General features: G+C 72.8%; 23 protein-coding genes. 8 read left to right on the top strand and 15 right to left on the bottom strand.

The genetic code is table 11. The features are described from left to right. Window positions 1-11: 11 nt before the first annotated feature. Window positions 12-527: a 2'-5' RNA ligase family protein gene (locus AB0I89_RS04800; protein ID WP_357120177.1), complete on the bottom strand. Its 516-nt coding sequence runs from the start codon at window positions 525-527 to the stop codon at window positions 12-14. 78 nt (window positions 528-605) lie between these two features. Between AB0I89_RS04800 and AB0I89_RS04795 the strand changes: the two genes are divergently transcribed. Next, window positions 606-1115, top strand: a complete 510-nt coding sequence (locus tag AB0I89_RS04795) for a DUF664 domain-containing protein (RefSeq protein WP_357120175.1) — start codon at window positions 606-608, stop codon at window positions 1113-1115. A 19-nt stretch (window positions 1116-1134) separates the two neighbouring features. Here AB0I89_RS04795 and AB0I89_RS04790 read toward each other — a convergent pair whose 3' ends face one another. Next, window positions 1135-2181: an NAD(P)-dependent alcohol dehydrogenase gene (locus AB0I89_RS04790; RefSeq protein ID WP_357120172.1), complete on the bottom strand. Its 1047-nt coding sequence runs from the start codon at window positions 2179-2181 to the stop codon at window positions 1135-1137. 257 nt (window positions 2182-2438) lie between these two features. Between AB0I89_RS04790 and AB0I89_RS04785 the strand changes: the two genes are divergently transcribed. Both AB0I89_RS04785 and AB0I89_RS04780 read left to right on the top strand, forming a co-directional pair. Further along, window positions 2439-2864, top strand: a complete 426-nt coding sequence (locus AB0I89_RS04785; protein WP_357120169.1) for an SCP2 sterol-binding domain-containing protein — start codon at window positions 2439-2441, stop codon at window positions 2862-2864. Further along, complete coding sequence (locus tag AB0I89_RS04780; protein ID WP_357120166.1) at window positions 2861-4933, top strand: glycogen debranching N-terminal domain-containing protein; 2073 nt, start codon at window positions 2861-2863, stop codon at window positions 4931-4933. The genes AB0I89_RS04785 and AB0I89_RS04780 overlap by 4 nt, the downstream gene beginning before the upstream one ends. On the opposite strand, the gene AB0I89_RS04775 is transcribed toward AB0I89_RS04780, so the two are convergent. Further along, window positions 4902-5183, bottom strand: a complete 282-nt coding sequence (locus tag AB0I89_RS04775) for a hypothetical protein (protein ID WP_357120163.1) — start codon at window positions 5181-5183, stop codon at window positions 4902-4904. The two genes, AB0I89_RS04780 and AB0I89_RS04775, sit on opposite strands and share 32 nt — an antisense overlap. 103 nt (window positions 5184-5286) lie before the next feature. Further along, entirely contained in the window at window positions 5287-5790 is a 504-nt protein-coding gene (locus AB0I89_RS04770) for a DinB family protein (RefSeq protein ID WP_357120160.1), read from the bottom strand. 132 nt (window positions 5791-5922) lie between these two features. Between AB0I89_RS04770 and AB0I89_RS04765 the strand changes: the two genes are divergently transcribed. Continuing rightward, on the top strand, window positions 5923-6870 hold the full coding sequence (locus tag AB0I89_RS04765; protein ID WP_357120157.1) for a DUF72 domain-containing protein: 948 nt from the start codon (window positions 5923-5925) through the stop codon (window positions 6868-6870). Between the two features lie 52 nt (window positions 6871-6922). Here the strand turns inward: AB0I89_RS04765 and AB0I89_RS04760 are convergent, their stop codons facing one another. Further along, the gene (locus AB0I89_RS04760; protein WP_357120154.1) at window positions 6923-7288 is read right to left on the bottom strand and encodes a hypothetical protein; all 366 of its coding nucleotides are present in this window, start codon (window positions 7286-7288) and stop codon (window positions 6923-6925) included. 187 nt (window positions 7289-7475) lie between these two features. Further along, on the bottom strand, window positions 7476-8105 hold the full coding sequence (locus AB0I89_RS04755) for a hypothetical protein (RefSeq protein ID WP_357120151.1): 630 nt from the start codon (window positions 8103-8105) through the stop codon (window positions 7476-7478). A gap of 186 nt (window positions 8106-8291) precedes the next feature. On the opposite strand from AB0I89_RS04755, the gene AB0I89_RS04750 reads away from it, so the two are divergent. Continuing rightward, window positions 8292-8462 carry a hypothetical protein gene (locus AB0I89_RS04750; protein ID WP_355050353.1) on the top strand — a complete coding sequence of 57 codons (171 nt, stop codon included), beginning with the start codon at window positions 8292-8294 and terminating at the stop codon, window positions 8460-8462. A 53-nt stretch (window positions 8463-8515) separates the two neighbouring features. On the opposite strand, the gene AB0I89_RS04745 is transcribed toward AB0I89_RS04750, so the two are convergent. Continuing rightward, window positions 8516-9772 carry a hypothetical protein gene (locus AB0I89_RS04745; protein WP_357120148.1) on the bottom strand — a complete coding sequence of 419 codons (1257 nt, stop codon included), beginning with the start codon at window positions 9770-9772 and terminating at the stop codon, window positions 8516-8518. Between the two features lie 173 nt (window positions 9773-9945). Then, window positions 9946-10626 (bottom strand): hypothetical protein, encoded by a 681-nt coding sequence (locus tag AB0I89_RS04740; RefSeq protein WP_357120145.1) that lies wholly within the window; start codon window positions 10624-10626, stop codon window positions 9946-9948. A 245-nt stretch (window positions 10627-10871) separates the two neighbouring features. On the opposite strand from AB0I89_RS04740, the gene AB0I89_RS04735 reads away from it, so the two are divergent. Beyond that, window positions 10872-12929 (top strand): DNA topoisomerase IV subunit B, encoded by a 2058-nt coding sequence (locus tag AB0I89_RS04735; RefSeq protein ID WP_357120142.1) that lies wholly within the window; start codon window positions 10872-10874, stop codon window positions 12927-12929. A 32-nt stretch (window positions 12930-12961) separates the two neighbouring features. Continuing rightward, window positions 12962-15445, top strand: a complete 2484-nt coding sequence (locus AB0I89_RS04730) for a DNA topoisomerase IV subunit A (RefSeq protein WP_357120139.1) — start codon at window positions 12962-12964, stop codon at window positions 15443-15445. Window positions 15446-15653: 208 nt separating this feature from the next. Here the strand turns inward: AB0I89_RS04730 and AB0I89_RS04725 are convergent, their stop codons facing one another. The 7 genes from AB0I89_RS04725 to pseB all read right to left on the bottom strand — a co-directional run bounded on the left by AB0I89_RS04725 (window position 15654) and on the right by pseB (window position 23416). Further along, window positions 15654-16286: an alpha-ketoglutarate-dependent dioxygenase AlkB gene (locus AB0I89_RS04725; RefSeq protein ID WP_357120136.1), complete on the bottom strand. Its 633-nt coding sequence runs from the start codon at window positions 16284-16286 to the stop codon at window positions 15654-15656. Window positions 16287-16685: 399 nt separating this feature from the next. Next, window positions 16686-17744 (bottom strand): spore coat protein, encoded by a 1059-nt coding sequence (locus AB0I89_RS04720; RefSeq protein WP_357120793.1) that lies wholly within the window; start codon window positions 17742-17744, stop codon window positions 16686-16688. Then, the gene (locus tag AB0I89_RS04715; RefSeq protein ID WP_357120790.1) at window positions 17741-18463 is read right to left on the bottom strand and encodes a glycosyltransferase family protein; all 723 of its coding nucleotides are present in this window, start codon (window positions 18461-18463) and stop codon (window positions 17741-17743) included. Before AB0I89_RS04715 ends, AB0I89_RS04720 begins: the two co-directional genes overlap by 4 nt. Window positions 18464-18591: 128 nt before the next feature. Continuing rightward, entirely contained in the window at window positions 18592-20430 is a 1839-nt protein-coding gene (locus tag AB0I89_RS04710; protein ID WP_357120133.1) for a class I SAM-dependent methyltransferase, read from the bottom strand. Then, window positions 20420-21268, bottom strand: coding sequence for a hypothetical protein (locus AB0I89_RS04705; protein WP_357120130.1), 849 nt, complete (start codon window positions 21266-21268; stop codon window positions 20420-20422). Before AB0I89_RS04705 ends, AB0I89_RS04710 begins: the two co-directional genes overlap by 11 nt. A 10-nt stretch (window positions 21269-21278) precedes the next feature. Further along, window positions 21279-22436 carry an aminotransferase class I/II-fold pyridoxal phosphate-dependent enzyme gene (locus AB0I89_RS04700; RefSeq protein ID WP_357120127.1) on the bottom strand — a complete coding sequence of 386 codons (1158 nt, stop codon included), beginning with the start codon at window positions 22434-22436 and terminating at the stop codon, window positions 21279-21281. Further along, window positions 22433-23416, bottom strand: a complete 984-nt coding sequence (gene pseB / locus AB0I89_RS04695; protein WP_357120124.1) for a UDP-N-acetylglucosamine 4,6-dehydratase (inverting) — start codon at window positions 23414-23416, stop codon at window positions 22433-22435. The genes AB0I89_RS04700 and pseB overlap by 4 nt, the downstream gene beginning before the upstream one ends. 354 nt (window positions 23417-23770) lie before the next feature. On the opposite strand from pseB, the gene AB0I89_RS04690 reads away from it, so the two are divergent. Continuing rightward, entirely contained in the window at window positions 23771-25504 is a 1734-nt protein-coding gene (locus tag AB0I89_RS04690) for a hypothetical protein (RefSeq protein ID WP_357120121.1), read from the top strand. Window positions 25505-25596: the final 92 nt, after the last annotated feature.

The following is a 25596-nucleotide window of genomic DNA, read 5'->3' as shown; positions in this document are numbered from 1 at the left end:
GTCGGGCCTGCTCAGCGCAGCGGGTGGGCGATACCACGGGCGTGGTCGGTGAGCGCCGCGCCGACCACGGTCGCCGTCAGCGGCAGCACCTCCAGACAGCGGCGCACCGCGGCGGCCATCAACGTGTTCGGCACCCGCATGGACAGCGTGCAGTGCGGCACCCAGCGCCCCGGCTGGTAGTGCTCGACCAGTTCGATACCGGCGGCGGCGAGTCGGCCGTGCACCAGCCGGTGATGCGCCAGCAGTTCCGCCGTCGGCGTCGGACCGAGCCACAGCACCCGACCGACGAACTGCCCGGTGTGCTGGAAGTCGAGGCGCAGCGGAGCCGCCACGACCGTTCCGCTCAGCGCCTCGGCCACCCGCTCCGGGTCGAAACGGGGCGCCACCGCGAGGGACACGTGCGGGCGGTGGCGCTGCTGGAGCAGCGAGCGCATGCTCTGCACACCCTCGGCCTCCAGGGCGTCCCACAGCACCCGGATCCGCCGCGTGGCGTCCGGGTCCAGATACAGCTCCAGCGCGGCGACCACGTGATCACGGTAGCGGCCGAGGTTCGGCCGTCGGTGGCCGGCGGTACGGTGATCCAAGACCCACCAGGAGGCGTACCCGTGGACGTGAGTGACCTGCTGACCGAGACGTACGACCGGCTGCCCGACCTCGTCCGCGCGGCGGTCGACGGCCTCACGCCGGAGCAGCTGCGCTGGGCGCCCGCCGAGGGGGCCAACTCGATCGGCTGGCTCGTCTGGCACCTGACCCGCGTCCAGGACCACCACGTCGCCGACCTGCTCGACGCCGAGCAGATCTGGACCGGTGGCGACTGGGCGGGGCGCTTCGGGCTCGTCGCCGACCCGCACGACACCGGCTACGGTCACACGCCCGCCCAGGTCGCAGGGGTACGGCCGGAGAGCGCGCAGGCGCTCGTCGACTACTACGGCGCGGTCTCGGCGCGTACCCGATCGTTTCTCGCCGGCTTGCGCCCGGCGGACCTGGACCGCATCGTCGACGAGTCGTGGGACCCGCCGGTCAGCCTCGGCGTGCGGCTGGTCAGCATCGCCGACGACGACGCGCAGCATGCCGGCCAGGCCGCCTACGTCCGGGGCCTGCTCGAGCGCGGCTGACGCCCGGCGTCCGCCGGGCTCACGGCACGATCACCGCCCGGCCTTCGAGCGTCCCGTCGCGCATCTGCCGGTACGCGTCAAGCGCGTCCTCCAACGCGAACGTGGTGATCTTCGGCCGGACCAGGCCCCGCGCGCCGAGGTCCAGCACCTCCACCAGTTCGGGCCGGCTCCCCCAGTACGTCGTCGCGATGCTCACCTCGTACGGCACGGAGAAGAACGAGACTCCCAGCGTGCCCCCACCGATGCCCACGATCGTGAGATCACCCACGGTGCGGGCCACCGCCGCGCCGAGCGTCAGGGTGGCGTCGCTGCCGACGAAGTCCAGCACCACGTCGGCGCCCCGCCCACCGGTGGCCCGCCGGATCTCCTCGGTGGCCTCGGGGCCCGGGGTGACCGTGCGGTCGGCGCCGTACTGCCGCGCCAGGTCGAGCGCCTCGGCGCGGGTGTCCACGGCGATCACCCGCGCGGCCGTGGTCGCCTTGAGGATCTGCACGCCGACGTGTCCCAGCCCGCCGACGCCGATCACGACGGCGGTGCTGCCCGGCGGCAGGTTCGGCCAGGACCGCCGGATGGCGTGGTACGGGGTGAGACCCGCGTCGGTCAGCGGGGCGGCGTGCACCGGGTCGAGCCCGTTCGGCAGCGGCACGAGATGCCGCGCGTCCGGGACCAACTGGTACTCGGCCATCCCGCCGTCCAGGCCCAGCCCGCCACCTCCGCTCGGCACCGGCGCGCCGGCCGGGTTCTCGCAGTACGGGTCGATGCCGAGGCGGCACCGGGCGCAGGTGCCGCACCCCCACGAGCCGAACACCGCCACGGGCTGCCCCACCGTCAACCCGGAGACCCCGTCGCCGAGTGTGTGTACCCAGCCCGCGTTCTCATGCCCGAGGGTGAACGGCGGATTCCACGGCATCGCGCCCGGCTCGAACTCGTCCATCAGGTGCAGATCCGAGTGGCAGGCGCCCGCGCCTCCGATCCGTACCACCACCTGACCTGGACCTGGCGTCGGCTCGGGAACCTCGACCAGCTCCGGTGTCGACTTCCACTCCCGCAGCCGCAGCGCCCGCATGTCGACCCCCCTTGCCGTCGCCGTCCTGGCGTCGCTGCCTGCCCACCACCCCCCGTGCCAAACAAACCCAACCCTCCCCGCCCCCGAGTCCCCGCGCGATCTTGCAGTTTCTGCTGTCGATTCGCGTTCTCTCGACCGATATGTCACCACCGAAAGTGCAAGATCGCGGGGGCGCAGAGCTCGCGGGTTCACCCGATTCGGGTGACTCCCGATCACCCTGGCGCGAGGGACTCTGCGGGGATGCGGGAGGGGATGTGATGGGCACGACGGCGACGAGCTACCTGGAGCACCTGGAGACGGGCCGGCCTTTCGACCTGCCCGAGACGATGGCCGGGACGCTCCGGCTGGACCTGCGCGACGACGGGTACACCGAGCACTGGTACCTGACCGTGGCGGACCAGCACATCCGGGTCAGCCGCTCGGCCGACGACGCCGACCTGGTCGTCCGCGCGCCCCGGGCGGTCTTCGACGAGTTGGTCAACGGTGACCTGCCCCCGGGCACGGCGCTGCTGCGCAACGAGCTGACGCTGCGGGGCGACATGCGGCTGCTGCTGGTGCTGCGGCGTGTCCTGCCAGGGCCGAGGGGCGCCCGGCACCCGCGCGAGCTGGGGCGGGCCGCGTTGGCCCGGCGGAGCGCGCCGGCCGGGCGGGCGGCGACCGGCGGGCCGGACGGCCGGCCATGAGGCAGGAGCTCGTGCACGTCCTCGCCGGCAACGTGTTCGCCATCAGCGACGCCCAGGGTGACGTCGAGGTGGATCCGCAGGCGCCCGTCGGGCTCTTCGCGTTCGACACGCGCTTCCTCTCGCACTGGGTGCTGACCGTCGACGGCGAGCGGATCAACGCCCTCTCCCGGGACGACATGACGTACTTCGAGACCCGGTTCTTCCTGGTGCCCGGCGCCGCGAGCCACTACGTCGACGCCGACCTGTCGATCATCCGGCACCGCTCGGTCCACGATTGCTTCCACGAGAAGATCACCGTGCTGAACCACTCGCCGCAGCCCGCCGAGCTGACCGTACGGATGGAGATGGGCAGCGACTTCGCCGACATCACCGAGATCGGGAACCTGCGGCGGCGGGATGTACGGGTCGACGTCGACTCCGCGCGCCAACGGCTCACCCTGCGCTACGAGCGGCAGCGGTTCGTCCGGGAGACGACGGTCAGCAGCACCGCCGCGGTCGACGTCGACGAGGGCGGGATGACGTTCCGGATCCGCATCCCCCCGCACGGGCGCTGGGAGACCGACCTGCACGTCGTCCTGACCGTCGTCGGGGAGGGCGGCCAGGACATGCGCGCCAGCCTCCATGCGCACCAGCGGGCCGTCCGCACCGGGATGCGGGAGGACCTGGCGGCCTGGCTGGACCGTGCGCCGCGGTTGGTGGCCGAGCGCGGGGGCCTGGAGGAGATGTACCGGGGGAGCCTCGCCGACCTGGCCGCGCTGCGGTACCGGCCACTGTCGACCGCCGAGCGCGTGCCGGTCGCCGGCCTCCCGTGGTCGATGGCCTTCCTGGGGCGGGACAGCATCATCACCTGCCTGGAGACGCTGGCCTTCACCCCGGAGTTGACGCCGGCCACGCTGCGGATGCTGGCCCTGCTGCAGGGCGGGCACCTCGACGACGAACGCGAGGAGGAGCCCGGCAAGATCGTCTCCGAGCTCCGTTACGGCGAGTCGAGCGTCTTCGGTGAGCGACCGAGCGCGGTGTACTACGCCGCCGCGGACATCACCCCGTTGTTCGTGGTGCTGCTCGACGAGTACGAGCGCTGGTCCGGTGACGCCCAGCTCGTCCGCGAGCTGCGCCAGCCGGCCCGGATGGCGCTGGACTGGATCGACGAGTACGGCGACATGACCGGCGACGGCTACGTGCGCTACCAGCGCCGCAATGAGCGTGTCGGCGCGGTCAACCAGTCCTGGAAGGACTCCTCGGACGCGATCATCGACGCGCAGGGACGGCTGCCCGAGTTCCCCCGCGCCACCTGTGAGTTGCAGGGTTACGCGTACGACGCGAAGCGGCGCGGCGCCCGGCTGGCCCGCGAGTTCTGGGGCGACCCGCAGTACGCCGACCGTCTCGACCGGGAGGCCACGGCGCTGAAGGAGCGGTTCAACCGGGACTTCTGGCTGCCCCACCGGGAGTACTACGCGCTGGCGCTGGACCCGTACGGCGAACCGGTCGACGCCCTGTCGTCAAACATCGGGCACCTGCTGTGGAGCGGGATCGTCGCGGACGATCGGGCCGAGGCGGTCGCCGAGCACCTCCTGGGGCCCCAGCTCTTCAACGGCTGGGGCGTGCGGACGTACGCCGCCGGTCAGCGCCCGTACAACCCGGTGGGGTCGCACCTGGGGGCGGTGTGGCCGTCGGACAACGCCCTGATCGCCGCCGGGCTGCGGCACTACCGGTTCGACGCGCACGCGGCCCGGATCGCGAAGGGCATCTTCGACCTGGCCCAGACGCTCGGCGGGGCGGTACCCGAGCTGATCGCCGGCTACGAACGGAGCTTGACGAAGTATCCGGTCCAGTTGCCGTCGGCCGGACGCCCGAAGTCGTGGTCCTCGGGAGGCCTGCTGATGTTGCTCGGCACCCTGCTGGGTCTGCGACCCACCGGTGAGGACCTGTTGGTCAGGCCCGCTCTGCCCGCGGGGTTCGGCCGTGTCGACCTGCTCGGCGTTCCCGGGCGCTGGGGCCGCACCGACGCGTACGCCGGCGAGCGCTCCACCCAGCCGGTCAGGCCCCCGACGTCCCCGTTCCGGTCCTGAGATCGGCAGCCGTCGAGCCCTGCTCCTGCACGGGCGCGTCCCGCTGGGCCGGGGGAGACCGGTGGCGGTGTGCCTGGGCCTGGCGGAAGCCCCGCACGGCGCTGCCCAGACCGGCCAGCTCGCCGGGCCGCGCAGCGGCGCGGGCCGCCGTCAGCAGCAGCCCGACCGGATGCGTGCCGGCGGACTCGTCGACGGGAAGACCGCCGAGCAGCTGCTCGGCGGTCTCGCCGTCCATCCGGTCCGCGTTCATCTCGTGTCCCTCAGCGCCGCTCTGGCGGGCGATGTCACATCCGCTCGCGCGGGGGGACGAGGAACACGACGTGCACGCGGGCCGGTGACCGCCGGATCGCGGGTCAGCCCATGGTCTTCGCCCCGTCGATCGCCTCCCGCAGGATGTCGGCGTGCCCGGCGTGCTGGGACGTCTCGGCGATCAGGTGCAGCAGGACCCGACGCACCGTCCAACTCGCGCCCGGCTCGAACCAGGGCGCCTGCGGCAGCGGGTGCGCCGCGTCCAGGTCGAGGGTGGCGATCAGCTCGTCGGTGTGCGCGGCCACCGCCTGGAACCGCTCGACCAGCCCGGCCAGGGTCTCGCCCGGCGACATCTGGAACTGGCCGACCCAGTCGATCTCGGTCCGCTGCATCTCCTCGGCGCCACCCACGGCGAACAGCATCCACCGCTCCTCGGTGGTCGCGACGTGCTTGATCAGCCCGCCGGGGCAGAGCTCGCTCACGGTGCTGCGGGTGCCGGCCTGCTCGTCGGTCAGACCGTCGACGGTCTGCAGGAGGAAGCCCCGGTGCCGGCGCAGCGTCTGCAACAGGTCGGCCCGTTCCCCGGTGAGCTGCGCGGTGCTGGTCATGGTGTCGCCCTCTCCTCGAAGTCCGTCGGCCCGCAGCCTAGGACCGGGCACCGACACTTCCAGGTCGGACACGACGTGGGCATCGGGCGTCAGCGGTTGCCGATCGCGGTGCGGGACTGTCCACTGAATGACATGGGTGTCATCAAGGTGGGCACGTCGTCCTGGGCGGACCAGTCGCTGCTGCGCTCGGGCTGGTATCCCCGCTCGGCCAACACGCCGGCCGGCCGGCTGGCCTTCTACGCGGGCCGGTTCCCGCTCGTCGAGGTGGACACCTCCTACTACGCCGTCCCGGTCCCGGAGACGACACAGGGCTGGGTCGACGCCACGCCCGACGACTTCACCTTCGACGTCAAGGCGTTCAGCCTCTTCACCGGGCATCCCACGCCGGTCGCCGCGCTGCCACGCGACCTGCGGCCGACCGCCGGCGCCGGCCGGGTCCGTCGCCGCGACCTGCCCGAGCAGGCGTACGAGGAGCTGTGGTCCCGCTTCCGGGCGGCGCTGGCCCCGATCGCGGCCGCCGGCAAGTTGGGCACTGTGCTCCTGCAGTTTCCGCCCTGGCTGGCCCGAAGCGCCGCCGCCGAGCGGCGCATCGTGGAGCTGGCGCAGCGCTGCCGGCCGTGGCGGGTGGCGGTGGAGCTGCGGCACGGGTCCTGGTTCGACGGCGCGGCCACGACCGCGACCCTGGATCTGCTGCGCGCGCACGACCTCTCACTGGTCTGCGTCGACATGCCGCAGGGGCACCCCTCGTCGGTGCCGCCGATCCTGGTGCGGACGGCTGAGCCGGCGATCGTCCGTTTCCACGGCCACAGTGACGCGTGGCGCGACGGCGACAAGCAGGACAAGTTCCGCTACGCGTACGCCGAGCAGGAGCTACGCGCCTGGGCGGAACGGCTGGCCGGGTTGGCCGAGGACGTCGACGACCTGCACGTCCTGTTCAACAACTGCTGCGCCGGGCAGGCCCAGCGGGACGCGACGCGGCTGGCGCAGCTGCTCGCCGAGACGATGCTCGGCGACACACCGGTGCCCGTCGGGCCGCGTCGGACGCCCGACGGTCCGGCCGTCGCGGCCTCGCGCGGCTGACCGACGGCCTTCGCGCGTGCCCACCGTCCGGGCCTGCGGGCAGCGCCGGCGTTCAGGAGCGGCGACCCCGGCTGCGCAGCGCGTCCTGGGACCGGTCGGTGACCTCCGCCTCGTCGGGGAACGTCCGTCCGCTGGGCGCGGGATCGGGCGGCGCGCCCGGCCCCGCCATCGTGGTGCGGGTGGGCTCGACCGAGCCGAAGCCGTGCCGTCCGGCCGGGCCGCTCTGCCCGTCCGGCAAGCCCGCCCGCCGTTCACCGCGCCGCCCCTCGGGCACCGCCGTCTCCTCGCTGCCCTCGTCCATCGGGGCGTCGTCGCCCGCGCCCCAGGGCGCGTCGGCGTCGAGGCCGTCGCTGGTTCCCCACGGGTTGGTCGCCTCCGGTTCGAGCCGGTCACCGCCGCGTCCCTCGTGTGCCGTCATGGCCACCTCTTCGGTCGGTCCGCCGCTGTCGACGGACGGGTTGCCCCTCCCGGTCCTGTCCACCGGGCGTGGGCGCGGGGTGGGCCGGCGCCGGTGCGACCCGTGCCCACCCCGAAGTGCCGCGCGGCGCAGGGCCGGCCGGCGTCCCGCCGTCGACGGTCCGGCGGGGCCCCGGCCGGCCCGACGCTCAGCGTCCGGCCATCGCCATCTGGCGCTTGCCGCCGACGCTCATGCCGATCTTGGCCAGGCCCATCGGGGCGCTGCGCATCCCGCCGGCACGGCTCATCAGGCCCCGCAGCACCTGACCGGGCTTCTGCTGCTCACCCATGTACGCGGTGACCACGACCAGCGATCCGGTCAGCGCCGGGATCGCCCACTGGAGCAGCTTCATCTGCCGCTGCGAGGAGGCGACGCTGGCCGGTGTCTGGTGGTTGGGCTCGGTGGCGCCGCTCACCGGCGGTCCGCCCGCCTTCTCCAACCGCATACCGACCAACCGGCTGTAGCCGGTGACGGCCAGCGCGCCGATCGTCAGCGCCGTCTTGATGGCGCTGGCGCGGCCAACTCCACGCTGGGCCGCCACCCGCGGGCTCTCGGTGACCAGTTCGCCGACCGCGCCGGCGAGGTGCGCGCCGATCGCGGCCGCGTTGACCGGTGTCCACTTGGACCATCCGGCCGAGGCGACCGGGAGCCGCTGGGTCGAGTCGTTGATCTTCGCTGCCGCGCCGTTGACGCCGAAGGCACCCATGAGGGAGCCGCCGAACCAGGCCGCCAGACCCAGATCGTGCATCGAGCGCAGTGCGGTGTGTCGTTCGGACATGTGTGATCCCCTTCCGCCGTGTCGGGCGAGGCGGCTTACCCGTCGCCCGGACGGCTAACCCCGTCGTCCGCCGGTCGATCCCCGCGACGGGGACATTCGGGCTTCGGGGGCCGAACCGTCTTCGCCGAGGAGTCGTCGGCGCGGCGGTGGGTAGGTCAGGCGGACGCCGACGGAGAGGGGAACGGCATGTCGCAGCCGGACGAGGTCCGCGAGAAGACCCCCAAGACCGACGCGGTGCTCATGCACCCGGACAACGATCCGCACCGCACCACCGCCGAGGTCGCGCCGCGCAAGGACCACGCGCCGATCGAGGTGGAGCGCGACGGCGAACGGACGCCGGTCGAGCAGGAGGACTGAGCCGACACGACGGAGGCCCCGTCGGATGACGGGGCCTCCGGTGGCGAGACCGGTCAGGAGACCGAGATCGCCCCGTTGCTCGCACGGACACACGACACCGCGCGGGCGGCGGTGACGGCGGCGCCGGCGAGGCACTGGCCGAGCACCTGGTGCCCGGTGGCGTTGGGGTGCCACGACTCCTGGCACGTCTGGAAGTAGCTGACGCAGGTGTTGGCGATCCGCTGGATGGCGATCTTGTCCTTACCGGCGAGGCTCGTCACGAAGGTGCCCGTGGCGCCGTCCTGCAACCGGATCGGGGTGGCCAGCGCGCCGGCCGGGCTGGACGTCGACTCGCACAGCCGCGCGCCGTCGAAGGCCCGCTGCACGTTCAGGTAGACCAGGTCGTCGTTGGGGAACTCGGCGGCCAGGGTGTCCCGAGTGGACTTCACGATGCCGCCGAGTCCCTGCGAGAAGCGGTGCCCGGGGGCGAGGCTGGCCCGGTGGATCGGGCAGCCGGCCGCGTACCGCTCGGCGCCGAGGTCACGGAACTTGTCCCGGGTGTCGTCGCGGCCGTCCTCCTCGTGGAACGCCGCGTTCAGCTCCTGCGGCAGCGGGTTGGTGTAGTCCTGGAACACCACCCGGTGCTGTCCGTCCGCGTCCACCTGGTCGAGGGTGGTGAGGATCTGGCGTACGGCGGCGGTGGTCTCCGCGGTCGCGGCGCTGAGCTGCGCGGCGGTGGCCAGGTCGGCGTCGCTGCACGGCTTCTGCTCGACCGGCCCGTTCAGGTACGCCCAGAACTCCCACCAGCCGGTCCAGGCGTCGGCGATGAACCGGTTGGCGCACGTCTCCGCGACGCTGCCGAAGGTGAACGAGCTGTTGTTGGAACCGAGGCCGATCAGCACCAGGTCGATGTCCTGGGTCTGCGCGACGGCACGGAGCTGGTCGAGCTGCGCGGCCACCGTACGGCCGTTGGTCCGGGCCTGGGAGGCGGTCGCGATGTCGTGCGGCTGGCCGCCGGAGCAGGCCAGGTTGAACCGGTTCTGGATGCCCGGCAGGTTCGCCTGGTTCAGCGAGGCGTTGGCCGACCGGTGGCAGAAGTACGCGTTGTTGTTCGGGGCGGTCCAGCCGGGGAAGCCCTGGGTGACCCCGTTGGCGTCGACCACCGGCGTGTACGCGCCGGCGCCCTCCCCGCTGATGAAGCTGTCGCCGAGCGCCACGGCTGCGGTGGGCAGCGCGGCGGTCGCGGGGGCGGGCAGCGCGACGGCGGTCGACAGCGCGGCCGTGACGATCGTGAGTGCCGCGGCGAGCGCGGTGCGGCGGAACCTGGGCATGGGGCTCCCATCCATCGAAAGATGAAAGATTCTCTGAGAGCGCGATCAGATCACCCCCGTGCAACGGGCGTCAATGGCCCGTAACAGAATCTTTCGACGATCGACACGTGGATGTCGGCGCAGCGGTGTGCGCCCACTCTGGACGGGGGATGAACGCCGGACCGTCGACTACGTCAGGGGTGACGCCGGCCGCGCACGGCCGCGCCGAGCGCGTTCAGACCAACACCCCAGATCAGGAGTACGCACAGCCACTGCGCCCACCGCAGCGCGCTCATCTCCCCGGAGAGCAGGTTGCGGACGCTGCCGAACGGGGTGAGCCACGGCAGCGCCGGACGCAGCGCGTCGACGGCGTCCAACAGCCCGAACAGGCCCAGCGGGAGGACGATCGTGGCGAGGAACGCGACCACCCGCGAGCGCAGCAGCAGACCGAGCCCGGTGCCGACCAGACCGGCGACCACCTGCACCAGCACGCTGCCCACCGCGACCGTGCCGGCATGCCGCCACGGGTCAGCCGCCCCGTCGGCCGGGCTCAGCGCCAGCGTCGCGGCGCAGATCACCACACCGGCCACCCCGATCACGACGGCCGGCAGCAGCACTCCGAGCGCCGTCGGGACGACACCGCCGGACTCCCGGCGCGGATCGTGCGCGAGCAGGATGCCGAACAGTGGCGTCGCCACCGACAGCAGACTCTGGACCGCACCCGACAGGTCGACGAACGTCCGATCGGCGGGCGCCGCGGTCGCGACGAGGGCCACGGCGGTGAGCAGCCCCGCCAGGAGGGTGCCCGCGAGCAGCCAACGCCGGGCACCCGTACCGACCGAGCGCCGTAGGGCGTCGCGTGTCGTGTCGTCCACCCCGGCCGCCTCCCCGCGTCCGTCGTCCCCGCAAGTGAGGAATCGTACCGAGGTGGGTATCTCTGCGTGGTCCCCTGCTCACTGTGCGGCTGTTCGGTGGCTCACGTTCGTCGGGTCGAGCACGGCGGGTCGCGTAGGTGCTCCGGGAGTTGTCTCAGTCTCGGGCTAGGCTCGCTGCGGCGCGCGCCGGCCGACCGACAGTTGGGACGCCGCACCACACCGCCGAGACCGGGGAGTACGACCAGTTGACCGCAGAGCCTGACACCCTGTACGGGGCCGATGACCTCACCCACCTTGAGGGGCTGGACGCCGTTCGTAAGCGGCCCGGCATGTACATCGGTTCCACCGACAGCCGTGGCGTGGGTCACCTCGTCAACGAGATCCTCGACAACTCCACTGACGAGGGCGTCGCCGGCCACGCGACAAACGTCGAGGTGATCCTGCACCCCGACGGCTCGGTCCAGGTCGACGACGACGGCCGGGGCATCCCCACCGACGTGCACGCCAAATCCGGCATCTCCGGCGTCGAGTTGGTGCTGACCCGCCTGCACGCGGGCGGCAAGTTCGGCGGCTCCGGCTACAAGACCTCCGGCGGCCTGCACGGCGTTGGCGCCTCGGCGGTCAACGCGCTGTCCCGTCGGTTCGACGTGACCGTCCGCCGCGCCGGCAAGATCCACGCCATGTCGTTCCGGCACGGCGTACCCGGGATCTTCGACGGCGCCGGGCCGGACGCGCCCTTCACCGCCGGACCGGGGCTCCAGGTGACCGGGGCGATGAAGCGCGGCCAGCGCACCGGCACCTCCATCCGCTGGTGGCACGACGCGCGCTACTTCGAGACCGGCGCGGCGCTGGACGTCGACGCGGTCCGGATGAAGCTGCGCAACACGGCGTTCCTGGTCCCCGGCGTGACGTACCTGCTGCGCGACCTGACCGGTGAGGCGCCCGTCGAGGAGCGGTTCCACTACCCCAACGGGCTCAGCGACATGGTCGAGTTCCTCGCGCCGGCCGGCGACCGGCCGGTCTCCGGCATCCTGCTGGTCAACGGCGAGGGGACGTACCGGGAGAACGCCGCCGACGCCAACGGCGTCATGCAGTCCAACGTGCAGCGCCGCGCCGAGGTCGAGGTGGCGTTCCGCTGGGGCACCGGCTACGAGCGCACCCTCGAGTGCTTCACCAACACCATCCGCAACGCCCACGGCGGCACCCACCGCAAGGGCTTCGAGCGGGCCCTGGTGCGCACCCTCGCCGACGCCGTCCGCAACACCCGCGGCCTGCTCAAGGCCAAGGAGGAGCCGCCCACCCTGGACGACGTCCTGGAGGGGATGACCGCCGTGGTGCACGTGCGGCTTCCCGAGCCGCAGTTCACCTCGCAGACCAAGGACGAGCTGTCGACCACCGGCATCACCAAGGTCATCCAGAGCCTCGTCGACGCGCACGTCAAGGCCTGGCTGGAGGACCGGCGCACCAAGGCCGAGGCGCGCGTCGTCCTGCAGAAGATCGTCGACGCGGCGCGGGTGCGGCTCACCCAGAAGCAGCAGAAGGACGCCGCCCGGCGCAAGACCGCCCTGGAGGGCGCGTCCATGCCGCCGAAGCTGGTCGACTGCCGCGCCACGGGCATCGACCGTAGCGAGCTGTTCATCGTGGAGGGTGACAGCGCCCTCGGCACGAGCCGGATGGCCCGTTCGTCGGAATACCAGGCGTTGCTGCCGATCCGGGGCAAGATCCTCAACGTGCAGAAGGCCAACCTGCAGCAGGTGCTGGACAATGCCGAGTGCGCGGCGATCGTGCAGGTGCTCGGTGCGGGTTCGGGGCGGACGTTCGACCTGTCCGCGCTGCGCTACGGCCGCGTACTGATCATGGCCGACGCCGACGTGGACGGCGCGCACATCCGTACGCTGCTGATCACCCTCTTCGCCCGCTACATGCGGCCGTTGATCGAGGCCGGCCGGCTCTACGCCGCGATGCCGCCCCTGCACAAGATCACCACCAAGGGGCGGAACCCGCAGACCGTCTACACCTACACCCAGGCCGAGATGGAGGCGACGGTCCGCAAGCTGGAAAAGGCCGGCAAGCAGATCGTCACGCCCATCCCGCGCTTCAAGGGCCTCGGTGAGATGGACGCCGACGAGCTGTGGGAGACCACGATGAACCCGGCCACCCGCGCGGTCCGCCGGATCACCCTCGACGACGTGGACGCCGCCGAGCGCATCCTCGAACTGCTGATGGGCGAGAAGGTCGAGCCGCGCCGCAACTGGCTGATCGACTCCGCCGACCGGGTCGACCGGGAGGCGATCGACGCATGAGCCGACGTTTCATTCGAGTGGAGAGCTGAGTCATGGCACGCCGCAAGGACAACAAGGTCGACCTCTCCTCGTTCGACCAGGCCGGCGCGCGGGTCTTCGACAATCCGCTGGTCACCGAGGTCTCCGACTCCTACCTGGAGTACGCCTTCTCGGTCATCCACTCCCGTGCCCTGCCGGACGCCCGCGACGGCCTCAAGCCGGTGCACCGGCGGATCCTCTGGTCGATGTACGAGCAGGGCTACCGCCCCGACCGAGGGCACGTGAAGTCCGCCCGAATTGTCGGGGATGCGATGGGAAAGTATCATCCGCACGGCGACACGGCGATCTACGACGCCATGGTCCGCCTGGCGCAGGACTTCTCGCTCAACGTGCCGCTCATCGACGGACATGGAAATTTTGGATCTCCGGACGACGGCCCGGCCGCCAGCCGCTACACCGAAGCCCGGATGTCCCGCGAGGCCATGCTGCTCGTCGGTGAGCTGGGCGAGGACACGGTCGACGTCGAGCCCAACTACGACGGGTCGTTGACGCAGCCGACCGTGCTGCCGGCGGCCTTCCCGAACCTGCTGGTCAACGGCGCGTCCGGGATCGCGGTCGGGATGGCCACCAACATGATCCCGCACAACCTCGCCGAGGTGGTCTCCGCGGCCCGTTGGCTGATCAACCACCCGGACGCCACCCTGGACAAGCTCATGGAGTTCGTCCCCGGCCCCGACCTGCCCACCGGTGGCGTGCTGCTCGGCCTCGACGAGGTGCGCCGGGCGTACGAGACCGGGCGCGGCGTGGTGCGGATGCGCGGCAAGGTGGAGATCGGCCCGATCGAGGGCAGCCGGGGCCGCCAGGCCATCACCGTGGTCGAGCTGCCCTACGGCGTCGGCGCGGAGAAGGTCATCGCGGCGATCACCAACGAGGTCACCAAGACCAAGCGGCTGACCGGCATCGCGGACGTCAAGGACCTCACCGACCGCGAGAGCGGCACCCGCCTCGTGGTCGAGTGCAAGGTGGGGGTCAACCCGCAGGCGCTCCTCGCCGACCTGTACCGGTTGACCCCGTTGGAGCAGTCGTTCGGCGTCAACAACCTCGTGCTGGTCGACGGTCAGCCCCGTACCCTCGGGTTGAAGGCGCTTTTGGAGGTCTTCCTCGCCCACCGGTACGAGGTGGTCACCCGGCGCAGCTCCTACCGCCGCCGTAAGCGGGAAGAGCGCCTGCACCTGGTCGACGGTCTGCTGATCGCGCTGCTCGACATCGACCGGGTGGTCCGTCTGATCCGTGGCAGCGACGACGCGCAGGCGGCCAAGGACGCTCTGATGAGCCAGTTCGGCCTCTCCGACATCCAGGCCACCTACATCCTGGACACGCCGCTGCGCCGCCTCACGAAATTCGACCGGATTGAGCTGGAGGCCGAGCAGGACCGGCTGCGCGGTGAGATCGCCGAGCTGTCCACGATCCTCGACGATGAGCGGGTGCTCAAGAAGCTGGTCTCCGACGAGCTGGCGGCCGTGGTCAAGCAGTTCAGCACCGAACGGCGTACGACCCTTGTCGACGGTGACCTGAAGGAGGTGCTGGCGGCGTCCGCGCCGGCCGGCCCGCTGGAGGTCGCGGACGACCCGTGCCAGGTGATCCTCTCGGCGACCGGGCTGGTCGCCCGGACCGCGGCCGAGTCGGAGGAGAGCGCCGAGGGGCGTCGGCGCAACGGCCGGGTCAAGCACGACACGGTACGCGCGATCGTGCACTCCACGGCCCGTGGCCGGGTGCTGCTGGTCACCAGCGCGGGTCGCGCCTTCAAGATCGACGTACTGCCGCTACCGGTGCTGCCCGAGCAGGCCGGCACGGTGTCGCTGCGCGGCGGCATGTCCGCGGCCGAGTTGGTGCCGCTGGAGGCGGGGGAGACCGTCGTCGGTCTGGCCCCGCTCGCCGGCGCCGCCGACGCCTCAGCCGGGCTGGCGCTGGGCACCCGGCAGGGCGTGGTCAAGATCTGCGCCCCGGAGTGGCCGGTGCGGTCCGACGAGTTCGAGGTGATCGGCCTGCGGGACGGTGACGAGGTGGTCGGGGCGACCTGGCTGACCGACAACACCGAGACGCTGACGTTCGTGACCTCGGAGGCGTCGTTGCTGCGCTTCGCGGCTTCAGTGGTGCGCCCACAGGGCCTCAAGGGCGGTGGCATGGCCGGCATCAGCCTGCCGGCCGGGGCGCGGGTGGTCTTCTTCGGCGCGGTACGCACCGACGATCCGGGTCACGGCGAGCCGATGGTGGTCACCTCCACCGGAGCGACGGTCAAGGTCACGCCGTTTCAGGCGTACCCGGCGAAGGGCCGGGCGACCGGCGGCGTGCGTGCCCACCGGTTCCTCAAGGGTGAGACGGACGTCGCCGTGGCCTGGGTGGGGCCGCGCCCGGTCGGCGCGACCGCCACCGGCGAGCCGGTCGAACTGCCGGCGGCGGACCCCCGCCGCGACGGCAGCGGCTTCGCCGTGATGCTCGGCCCAACGGTAGTAGGCCACCTAATCGAACGCGACTAACCCCGCGCTCCCCACCCCCACCCCCACCCCCCCACCCCCCCGGCCCCTCTGCCCTCCGGCCCCGCTGCCTCCTTGGTGATCAAGAGGTTTGCGTCATCGCTCCCGGCGTGTCGTGACGCAAACCTCTTGATCACCGGGGCGGAGCGGGGAGGGGGGGTGGGTGGGGTGGGGTGGGGGAGGGGTGGGGTGGGGTGGGGGAGGGACCGGGTTAGGCGACGTTGATTGGGCGGAACTGGACGCTCACCCTGGGGCCTACTGGGCGGGTGGTCTTGGGGATGGCGTGTTCCCAGGTGCGCTGGCAGGAGCCGCCCATGACGATCAGATCGCCGTGTCCCACGGGGAAGCGCAGGCTGTCGCCGCCGCCGCGCGGGCGTAGCAGCAGCGGTCGGGGTGAACCGAACGAGACGATCGCGACGATCGTGTCCGTGTGCGCGGAGCGGCCGATGGTGTCGCCGTGCCAGGCGACGCTGTCGCGGCCGGAGCGGTAGAGGCACATGCCGGCGGTGACGAAAGGTTCGCCCAGCTCGGGTGCGTAGTGCCGGGTCAGGGCGGTGCGGGCGGCCGTGAGCACGGGGTGCGGCAGTTGCCGTTCGCCGTCGTACCAGCAGAGCAGGCGGGGCACGTCGACCTCGCTGTCGTACATGGTCCGGCGCTCCGCGCGCCAGGGCACCTCGGCGAGCAGGGTGTCGAGGACCGCGTCGGAGCCGCGTACCCAGCCGGGGAGGTGGTCGACCCAGGCGCCCCGGGTGAGATCGTGCCGCCGGATCGCGCCGGGCAGCGGCCCCAGGGCCGGGTCCGCGTCGGTCAGATCGAGCATCGACGGCTGGTAAACGACCTCCATGCAGCCCACCCTAACAGCACGTTAGTACAAGCGTGCGAGTGCCGAGCCGCACGCCCGCAGCCCCCACCCACACCGCGCCCCCACACCGCACCCCCACACCGCACCCCCCGCCGCGCCCCCACACCGCGCCCCCACACCGCGCCCCCACACCGCGCCCCTCGCCGCGCCCCCACACCGCGCCCCTCGCCGCGCCCCCACACCGCGCCCCTCGCCGCGCCCCCACACCGCGCCCCCCGCCGCGCCGATCTTGCAGTTTCGGTTGCCGATATGGGAGTAGACGCCCCTTGTGTCGCCACAGCAAGTGCAAGATCGCGGGGAGCGGGGAGCGGAGAGCGGAGAGCGGAGAGCGGGGAGCGGGGAGCGGGAGCGGGGAGTGGGGAGCGGGGGTGGGGGCGGCGATCAGGGTTTGGTGGGGGTTGGGGTTATGGCCTCCAGCACGGCGTCCACGACGCGGGCGCGGCCCTGGCCGTCCACGGCGGCCCAGGCTCGGGCGGCCAGCGCCGCCCGGCGTCGCGGCGAGCTGAGCAGCCCGTTCAGCGTTCGCGCCGCCGTCGCGCGGGCGGTCCGCCCGGGCAGCCCGGCGGCGGTCAACTCCGGCAGTTCGCCGAGGCCGGCGGCCAGGCCGTGGCGCACCACCCGGGTGTACGACTCGCGCTGGTTGTCGACCACGCAGACCAGCGCAGCGGGCGCGCCGAGGCAGCACAGTTCCCAGGTGGAGGTGCCGGCGGCGCTGATCACGAGGTCCGCCTCGGTGATCAGGGTGGGCAGCGAGCCGGTGGGCGGGACGGGACGCACGACCTGCCCCCGCCCAGGGCTGATCGCCTCCAGCTCGGCCTCGATCTCGGGTCGCCCGACGACGACCGTGAGGTCCAGCGGGTGGCCGGTGGCCAGCAGTACCCGGGTCAGCGCCGGTGCCGCGCCGACCGCGTCGGTGCCACCGAAGAAGGCGAGCACCCGTGGTCTGCCGACCGTCGTGGCGGGCCGGGGCGTCGCCGGGCGGGCGGTCACGACCGAGTCGCGCAGCAGGGCGTACCCGCTGCCGGCGAGCAGCCGTCCGGGCAGGTCCGGAGGCCGCGCCCCGAAGTTCTGGTCGAGGTAGAGGTCGGCATCCTGGCCCCGGCTGTCCCCGTCGATCACGGCGAGGGTGAGGATGCCGGCTGCGCGCAGGGCACCGGCGGCGGCCGGGTCCAGTTCGTACGAGTCGAGGACCACCACGTCGAGGTCGTGTCGTCGGGCCGCCTCGACCAGCTCGCTCGGTGACTCGGGGCCGGGGTGCAGCTTGATGCCGCGCGCTGCCAGTTCGGCGCTGGCCCAGCCGACGCGCTCGACCGTGCCGAACACCGCGACGTGGGCGCCTCGGGCCAGGAACTCCTCGGCGAGGGCCAGGCAGCGGACGAGGTGCCCCACGCCGCGCCGTGGCCCGGCGTCGCAGCGCAGCCCGACCCGTAGCGTGCTCAGGACTCCTCCAGCCGCTTCTGGCGTACGTCGGCGTTGAGCGCGCGCAGCCGGGGTTGCCCGTCGAGCCAGTCGGCGAGCTTGGCCAGTGGCACGCTGACGTCGCCGAAGTGGTCGGCGACGGCGCTCACCAGCGCCCAGTCCTGCTCGGTGTCGAGGGTCAGCCGCAGCGCCGAACGGTCCGGGGTGAGGGTGACCCCGAGCACCCGGAACAGCTCCGGATGGGTGTACGCGTACGAGGTCACGTGGACCCGGTGGTGGCCGGTGGCGAGCCGGTCCAGGGTACGCAGGGCGTCCGCGCGGATGATCTCGACGTCCAGCCCTCGGGGCAGGGTGCGCGCGATCGACGTGCTCGCGTAGTCCAACCCGGGTACGGCCCGGTACACCGAGGCCACCAGCGTGATGATCTCCGGGTCGAGCAGCGGGCAGTCGGCGGTGAAGCGCATGACCGCGTCGCCCGGGTGGGCGGCGAGCGCGCCCACGAACCGGCCCAGCACGTCGTCGACGGGGCCGCGATGGCAGGGCACATCGAGTCGCCGGCACTCGTCGACAACCGCGTCGTCGACCGTGTCGGTGCTCGTGGCGACCACCAGGTCGGCCAGGACGCCGCTGTCGCGGGCGGCGCGGACGACGCGGCCGAGCACGGACCGCCCGGCGAGCGGGCGCAGCACCTTGCCGGGCAGCCGGGACGAGCCCATCCGGGCCTGCACGATGCCGACGATCCGTGCTCCGGCGGCCGCTCCCGCGTCGGCCGTCGCATCCGGACGCGCTGCCGTGGCGGGCGGCGCCGCAGGGCCGGGCCGCGCCGCAGGGTCGGGCCGCGTCGTCGCGGGAGCGCCGCCGTCGTCGGTCACTGCTGCTCCTCCTTCTCCGTGACGAGCTGCTTCGGGGCGAGCGCCGCGCGGGCACGTCGCTTCGCGGCACGCGCACCCCGCTTGGCCAGCCGGGCGGGGGTGATGGCGAGCCGGCCGACTCGGTAGCTGATGGACCCGCTGAGCAGGCCGATCTTCGCCTCGGCCCGGCGCAGCGCCCGTTCCCGGGAGGTGAGCAGCTCGTCGGTCCACTTGGTGAGGGCCGCCAGCCGACTGATCTCCTCGCGCTGGCGCAGCCACGCCTCGCGCAACTGCTGGTAGCTGTGCGCGCCGAGCGGCGGGTCGGTCGGTTCGACCGCCTGCAGGTCGGTGGCGAGGGCCGTGCGGTGCTCGGCGTCCAGGCCGTGCAGGCTGGCCGTGATCGCCGCCTCGACCTGGACCGCCTCGGCCACCGTCGTCCGGTCCAGGTCGTGGCCGGCGAGCCCGCCGAGGACGACGGTGAGGCCGGCGACGTCGAGGGTGGACGACCACGGGTGGGCGTACCCGCCGGTGAGCAGGGCCGCCGCGAAGCGCCACAGCCCGCGGGCCAGCACCACGTCGCCGGGGAGCCGGTCGGCCGCCCGCCAGCTCGGGTCGAGTACCGCGAAGCGTTCCCCGTCGACCACCATGTTGTCGGCACTGGCCAGCGCGGCGGCGCCGGCCAGCCGTCCGTCGGCGTCGGCCTGGTCGGCGAGCCAGCCCGCGTACCCGTGCAGCAGCGCGCGCACCGTGGTCAGGTCGCGGCGCAGCGCGGCGTCGAGCAGCAGGGTGTGCAGCAGCCGCCCGGACGGCACCGGTCCGGTCAGCGCGTCGGGGTCCCGGTACGCGGCCTCGCGGCTGGCGAACGGCGCGCTCGGCGCGCGCGTGTCGGCGGTGGCGACGTGCCCCCACCGCCAGCCGGACGGGCCGTCGCGCACCTCCAGCACACCGATCCCGGGCTGGCCGGACGAGCCGGTCTGCACCAGCGCCACCGGCAGCTCCGCGTCGCCGGGGGAGTCCGTGGGCCCGCCGGGCCGGTGGGCCAGCAGCAGCCAGGCCGGCGCGAGGTCCGCGGCCCGCCCGGCGTGCAGGGCGTCCACCGCCAGCCGGGCCGGGTCCTGGAGCACCGTGGCGGGAGCGAAGGCACCGGCGCAGGCGCCGTGCAGCACCGCGTCGAACAGCCCGCGGCCCGCGCCGTGGTCGAGCTGGTCGGCGTCGAGCAGGGCCGTCGCCGTCGCGCCATCGGGGTACGCGGCCCAGCAGGCGCTCGGGCGGAGCCCGCTGTCGGTGATCCGCTGCCGGAGCTGGCCCCGGTTGGCGGGGTGGGCCGGGTCGAGCACGCCGCCGATGACCCAGGCGGAGTCGTCGCGGGCGGCGTACCAGGGGGTGGTGGCGACCAGCCGGTGCAGCCCGAGCGGGTTGTCCAGGCGCAGCAGCAGCGCGCCACCGGGGCGTACCGCCGCGACCAGCCGGGCCAGCACGCCGTCCCAGCCGAGCCGGGTGCCCTCCACCGACTCGATCGGGTCCAGGCCGGCGGCGGCGATCACCACGTCGTACGTCTCGTCGTCGGGCAGGCCGGCGGGGCCGCCCACGATGACGCGGGTGGCCCGCTGGGCGAGCACCACCGCGTCCGGGTGACTGCGCAGCAGGCAGGTCACCTCGGCGTGGGCGAGCCGGTCGAGCAGCGCCGGGTCGTGCGGGCCGGCCAGCAGGACCCGCGCGCCGGACGGCACGACGCGGGCGGCCAGCGCGGCGAGCGGCCCGCCGTCGGCCAACCGCCCCTTCGGCAGGTCGGACCAGGCCAGCATCTCGCCGCCGGGCAGGCTGATCCGGCCGGCGGGTGCGGTCTCAGTCGTCACTGTCGTCCTCTTCTTCCCCAAGGTTCGCCCAACCCAGCAGCTCACGTAGCTCGGCCGGGGTGCAGCGGTGGTCGACGCCCAGCTCCGCGCGGGCGATCGAGACGGCGGTGGGCAGGTCGACCCTGGTGCCGTGCAGCTCCGGCCACTGCCGACGGATGCGGGCGGTGCCGCCGAAGGTCGGGTCCTCGTTGGACAGGATCATCGGGTCGCCGTAGACAGCCGGTTCGCAGCCGGCCGCGATGCCGTAGAAGATCGCGCTGGTCAGCCGGTTGGATGCTACCCGGCGGTGCCGGCGCAGCTCGGTCAGTTGCTTGTCGAGGAACTCCGGGTCGGTGTCCTTCCACCAGTGTCCCCGGTAGCCGTGGCAGATCACCCGGAACCCGGCGCGCTCGTAGAGCCGCCGGACGTGGCGCATGCCGTACTCGTGCCAGTACAGGCAGACGGTCACCGGGCCGGGCTCGGTGTCGCGGATGCGGGCGATCAGCTCCCGGTGGTCGCCCTTGACGTGCTGGCCCTCCCAGCCGTGGAACGGGTACCAGATGGTGCCCTCCCGCTCCTGCTCCGGCGGGTTGTCCGGCCGCATCGCCAGCAGGTAGGTGAACGGGGCGCCGATCACGACGACGTTGCGCCGCCCCACCGACCAGGCCCGGCGGCGGGTCTGCTCGGACCAGAGCAGGCTGGGCGTGCGGTCGGCGTACGGGTGACCCGGCGCCAGGCCGTCGCCGATGTTCCAGCCGTGCTGCACGTACCCGTTGATCCGTGGCGGATGCCGGTCGCCGAGACCGGCGTAACGGGCCAGCACGTGGGCGTGGCCGTAGAAGTGGTTCGCGTGGTGCATCAGCTTCCCATCAGGCGGCGGAACGCACCGCGCTGCCCCGCAGGATCGCGGTCAGCGCGTCGATGACGCGGTCCTGGTCGGCGTCGCTGAGTCCCGGGTACAGCGGCAGCGACAGCTGCTGGGCGTAGAACGACTCGGCCACCGGGCACGACCCGCGCCGGTAACCCAGGTCGGCGAAGGCCGGGTGCCAGTGCACCGGGATGTAGTTGACCTGTACGCCGATGCCGGCCGCGCGCATCCGGTCGTAGACCTCGCGGCGACGGCCGTCGAGCACCCGGATCGGGTAGAGGTGCCAGGCCGGCTCGGCCCACGGCTGCTGGACGGGCAGGCGTACCCCGTCCAGGTCGGCGAGCGCCTCGTTGTAGCGGGCGACGAGCGCGGCCCGGCGGGCCACGAACTCGCCGAGGCGGCGCAGTTGGCTGCGGCCCAGCGCACAGAGCACGTCCGGCAGGCGGTAGTTCAGCCCGAACTCGGGGACCTCGTAGAACCAGCCGCCCTCGTCGGGGCGGCGCAGGTCGTCGCGCTCGCGGACCATGCCCACGCCACGGAAGCGGCGGGCCCGCTCCAGGATCTTCGGATCCAGCGCGGCGACCCCGCCGCCCTCGGCGGTGGTGAGGTTCTTCGTCGGGAAGAACGAGAACGTGGTCAGGTCGGCGAGTGATCCGACCGGCCGAGCGTGGTACGTCCCGCCGATGGAGTGCGCCGCGTCGGCGAGCAGCAGGGCGTCGGTGCCCGCGACGGCCTTGCGCAGCGCGTCGTAGTCGGCCGGGTGGCCGGCGTAGTCGACGGCGGAAACCACCTTGGTACGCGAGGTGACCGCCGCCGCCGCGGCAGCCGGGTCGAGGCAGAAGGTCTCCTCGTCGACGTCCGCGAACACGATCTTCGCGCCGAGGGCGACAGCGCTGCTGGCGGTCGCCACGAACGTCATGGGCGGCACCACCACCTCGTCGCCCGGTCCGACACCGGCCGCCGCGTACGCCACGTGCAGCGCGGCGGTGCCGTTGGAGACGGCGGCGACACCTGCCGCGCCGGTCACCCGGGCCAGGTCGGCCTCGAACGCGTCGACCTGCGGCCCGGTGGTGAGCCAGTCGCCGCGCAGCACGCCGGCGACGGCCGCGACGTCGTCCTCGGAGATCGACTGCCGGCCGTACGGGAGCATCCCTGTCATGCGGTCAGGCCGAGCATCTCGCGTAGCTGCTCGACGGTGAGCCACTCGTCGTTCGTGTCCGACTGGTAGGCGAAGCCGTCCGGCACGGGCTCGCAGTCGACCGGCGGCTGGTAGCCCCAACCGGCGATGGTCGGCTGGACGATGTAGCGGTCCTTGGCGCGCAGCGTCCGCCGGCTGTCGTCCGGGGCGATCATCTCCTCGTGCAGCTTCTCGCCGGGCCGGATGCCGATCTCGTGGGTGGTGGCGTCCGGGGCGACGGCCTCGACCAGGTCGAGGATGCGCATGCTGGGGATCCGGGGCACGAACAGCTCGCCACCCTGCATCTGGTCGAACGAGTCCATGACGAACTGCACGGCCTGCTCGAGGGTGATCCAGAAGCGGGTCATCCGCTTGTCGGTGATCGGCAGGCTCTTGCCCTCGGCGGCCAGCCGGTGGAACAGCGGGACGACCGAACCACGGCTGCCGACCACGTTGCCGTAGCGCACGACCGAGAACCGGGTCGGGTGGTGCGCGGCGTAGTGGTTGGCCGAGACGAACAGCTTGTCGCCGACCAGCTTGGTGGCGCCGTACAGGTTGATCGGGCTGGACGCCTTGTCGGTCGAGAGCGCGATGACCTTCTTGACGCCCGCCTCGATCGCCGCGTCGACCACGTGCTGCGAGCCGGTGATGTTGGTGGCGATGAACTCCGACGGGTTGTACTCGGCGGTGTCCACCTGCTTCAGGGCGGCGGCGTGCACCACGTGGTCCACGCCGTGCATCGCCCGCGTGAGGCGGTGCCGGTCCCGGATGTCGCCGATGAACCAGCGCAGGCGCGGGTCGTCGCCGAGCTGCTGGCGCAACTCGTACTGCTTGAGCTCGTCGCGGGAGAAGACCACCACCCGGGCGGGGTCGGCCTCGGTGAGGATGTGCCGGAGGAAGGTCCTGCCGAAGGAACCCGTTCCCCCGGTGATCAGAATGGACGATCCATTCAACTCACTCAATTTGGTGCTCCCGTGATCGTGGATGAACCGGCGGCCCTCGGCCGGCCGACCGGGGTGAGACGCTAACGGCGGCGGGTTAACGCACCGGCGCTCGCGGGTTAACCGCTTCCCCTGCCGTCGTGAATGGCGGGCACCGTGCAGGCGAACATTTCCGACCGGCCGGGAAGCGGGCTGACCAGGGGAGATCCGGCCGCTACAGTGGCCGCGCGAGCGACCCGGCAGCCTTGAGCGCGTCGTGGTTGCCGCGTTCACCCGACATCCGCACCGCCTCGGTGCGAGCGGATCATCCCCGAGCGTCACCAGCCTGTCCGGCGTGCCCAGCGGCCGGTCCGGCCGACGGTTCAGGAGGCGTTGATGGCAATCGGCAGCGACGTGATCGAACGGCCGGCGGTCCCGGCCGGGACACCGCCCGCGACACCCGCACGCCGATGGCTGGTGCCGCTGCTGCTGTTCGTCGGTTGGGTGCTGAGCGTCGCCTGGCGCCTGTGGCTGTCGCGGCACATCGCGCTGCCCATCGCCCACACCGACGAGGACAGCTATCTGAACACCGCCCGCGCCCTCGCCGGCGGTCCGGGCGGGTTCAGCAGCGAGAACGACCTGCTGCGCCGGGTCGGATACCCCATGCTCATCTCGCCCGCGTTCCTCGGCCACCACGACTTCGCCGACAGTTACCGTCTCGTCCAACTGATCAACGCGATGGTCAACTCGACGCTGCTGCCGCTGGCGTACCTCCTGGGCCGCCGGGTGCTCCGGCTGCCCCGCGCGTCGGCGCTGCTCGCGGCGGTGGTGGCGGCCACGCTGCCGGCCACCGCCTTCTACGCCGGCGTCGCGATGATCGACACGGTGATGGCGCCGCTCGTGGTCGCCTGGCTGCTCGCCGTGCACCGCTGGATCGAACGCCCCGGGCCGCTCGCCGCGGCCACCGTGGGCCTGCTGGTGGGGTCGTTCCACCTGCTGCACTCGCGCGGTCTGGTGATCGTGGCCGTGCACGCCGGCCTGGTCCTGCTGCTGTTCGTGCGCCGCCGGATCACCCCCGTCGCGGTGCTCGCGGCGCTGCTGCCGGTGCTGGCCCTGGCGCTGGTCAACGAGGCCGGCATCCGCTTCCTCGGGGACAAGGTCTACCTGCTGGGCAGCACCCCCGGGGGCGGCACGGTCGCCGCCGTCGCCTCCGCCCAGGGGGTGGTCCGCGTCGGGGCGGCCGTCACCACCCAGCTCTGGTACCTCGTGGTGATCACGTTCGGACTGGCCGGGATCGCCTGGGCCGCCGCCGTCAAGGAGCTGTGGCGTCCGCGCCACGGTGACGCCACCCGCTGGACGATGGGGGTGGCGCTGGTCGTGAGCGTCGGGGTCGCCAGCGGCGCGTCGGTGCTCCTGGCCGGCATCACCGGCAAGCCGTTGGACGCGATCTACGGCCGCTACGTGCAGATGCTCGCCCCGTTCTGGCTGCTGGTCGGGCTCGGGGTGCTGCTCACCGAGGAGCGCCGGGTGGCGCTGCGCCGGGCGGCGGTCGCGGTGGGCCTGCTGGTCGCCGGCGGCGCGCTGGTCGCCGGTCGCCTCGCGTACGTGGCCAGCCGAGGGCACTCGCTGCGCTACGGCGGCTTCGGCGCGCCGGACCTGATGGCGTTGACCAACGGTTGGCGCGAGATGCGTCCGGTGCTCGGGTCGCTGATCGGCATCGGCGCGTGCGTGCTGCTGGTGGCCGCGGTCCGGGTGCCCCGGCTGCGGCTGCCCGTGCTCGGCGTCCTGGTCGTGGTCAACCTGCTCACCATGCAGGTGATCGACCAACGGCTGGTGCGGCCGATGGCCGCGAGCACCGCGCCGACCCCCCGGGTCGCCGACGTCGGCGTACGCCCCGGCGAGCGGGTCTGGGCCTCCACCGGTGTGCACTACATCCTGCGGTTCAACCTCAGTCACCAGGTCACCTGGACCGACGTGCGGTGGTTCCGCGAACAGCCGCCCGCCGCCGCGCAGGTGGTGTTCGCCCGCTGGGCGCCCGGCCAGCCGGACGACTGGGACGGCGCGAGGTACGGCTTCGTCCGGCTCGGCGGCAACGAACGGCAGCACTGGGCCGCCTGGCGGCGCGCCTGATTCCGAGCCCATTACCGCCCGGTGGTCACCGCGTTCCGGTGAACGGTGGATGTCCACCGGGCGTACGGGTGCCTAACGCTTTACCGCCATTG

The organism is Micromonospora sp. NPDC049801 (assembly GCF_040656575.1).
Taxonomy (GTDB): Bacteria; Actinomycetota; Actinomycetes; order Mycobacteriales; family Micromonosporaceae; genus Micromonospora.
Note: the sequence above shows the minus strand (reverse complement) of the source record. Positions and strands in the feature narration are given on the sequence as shown.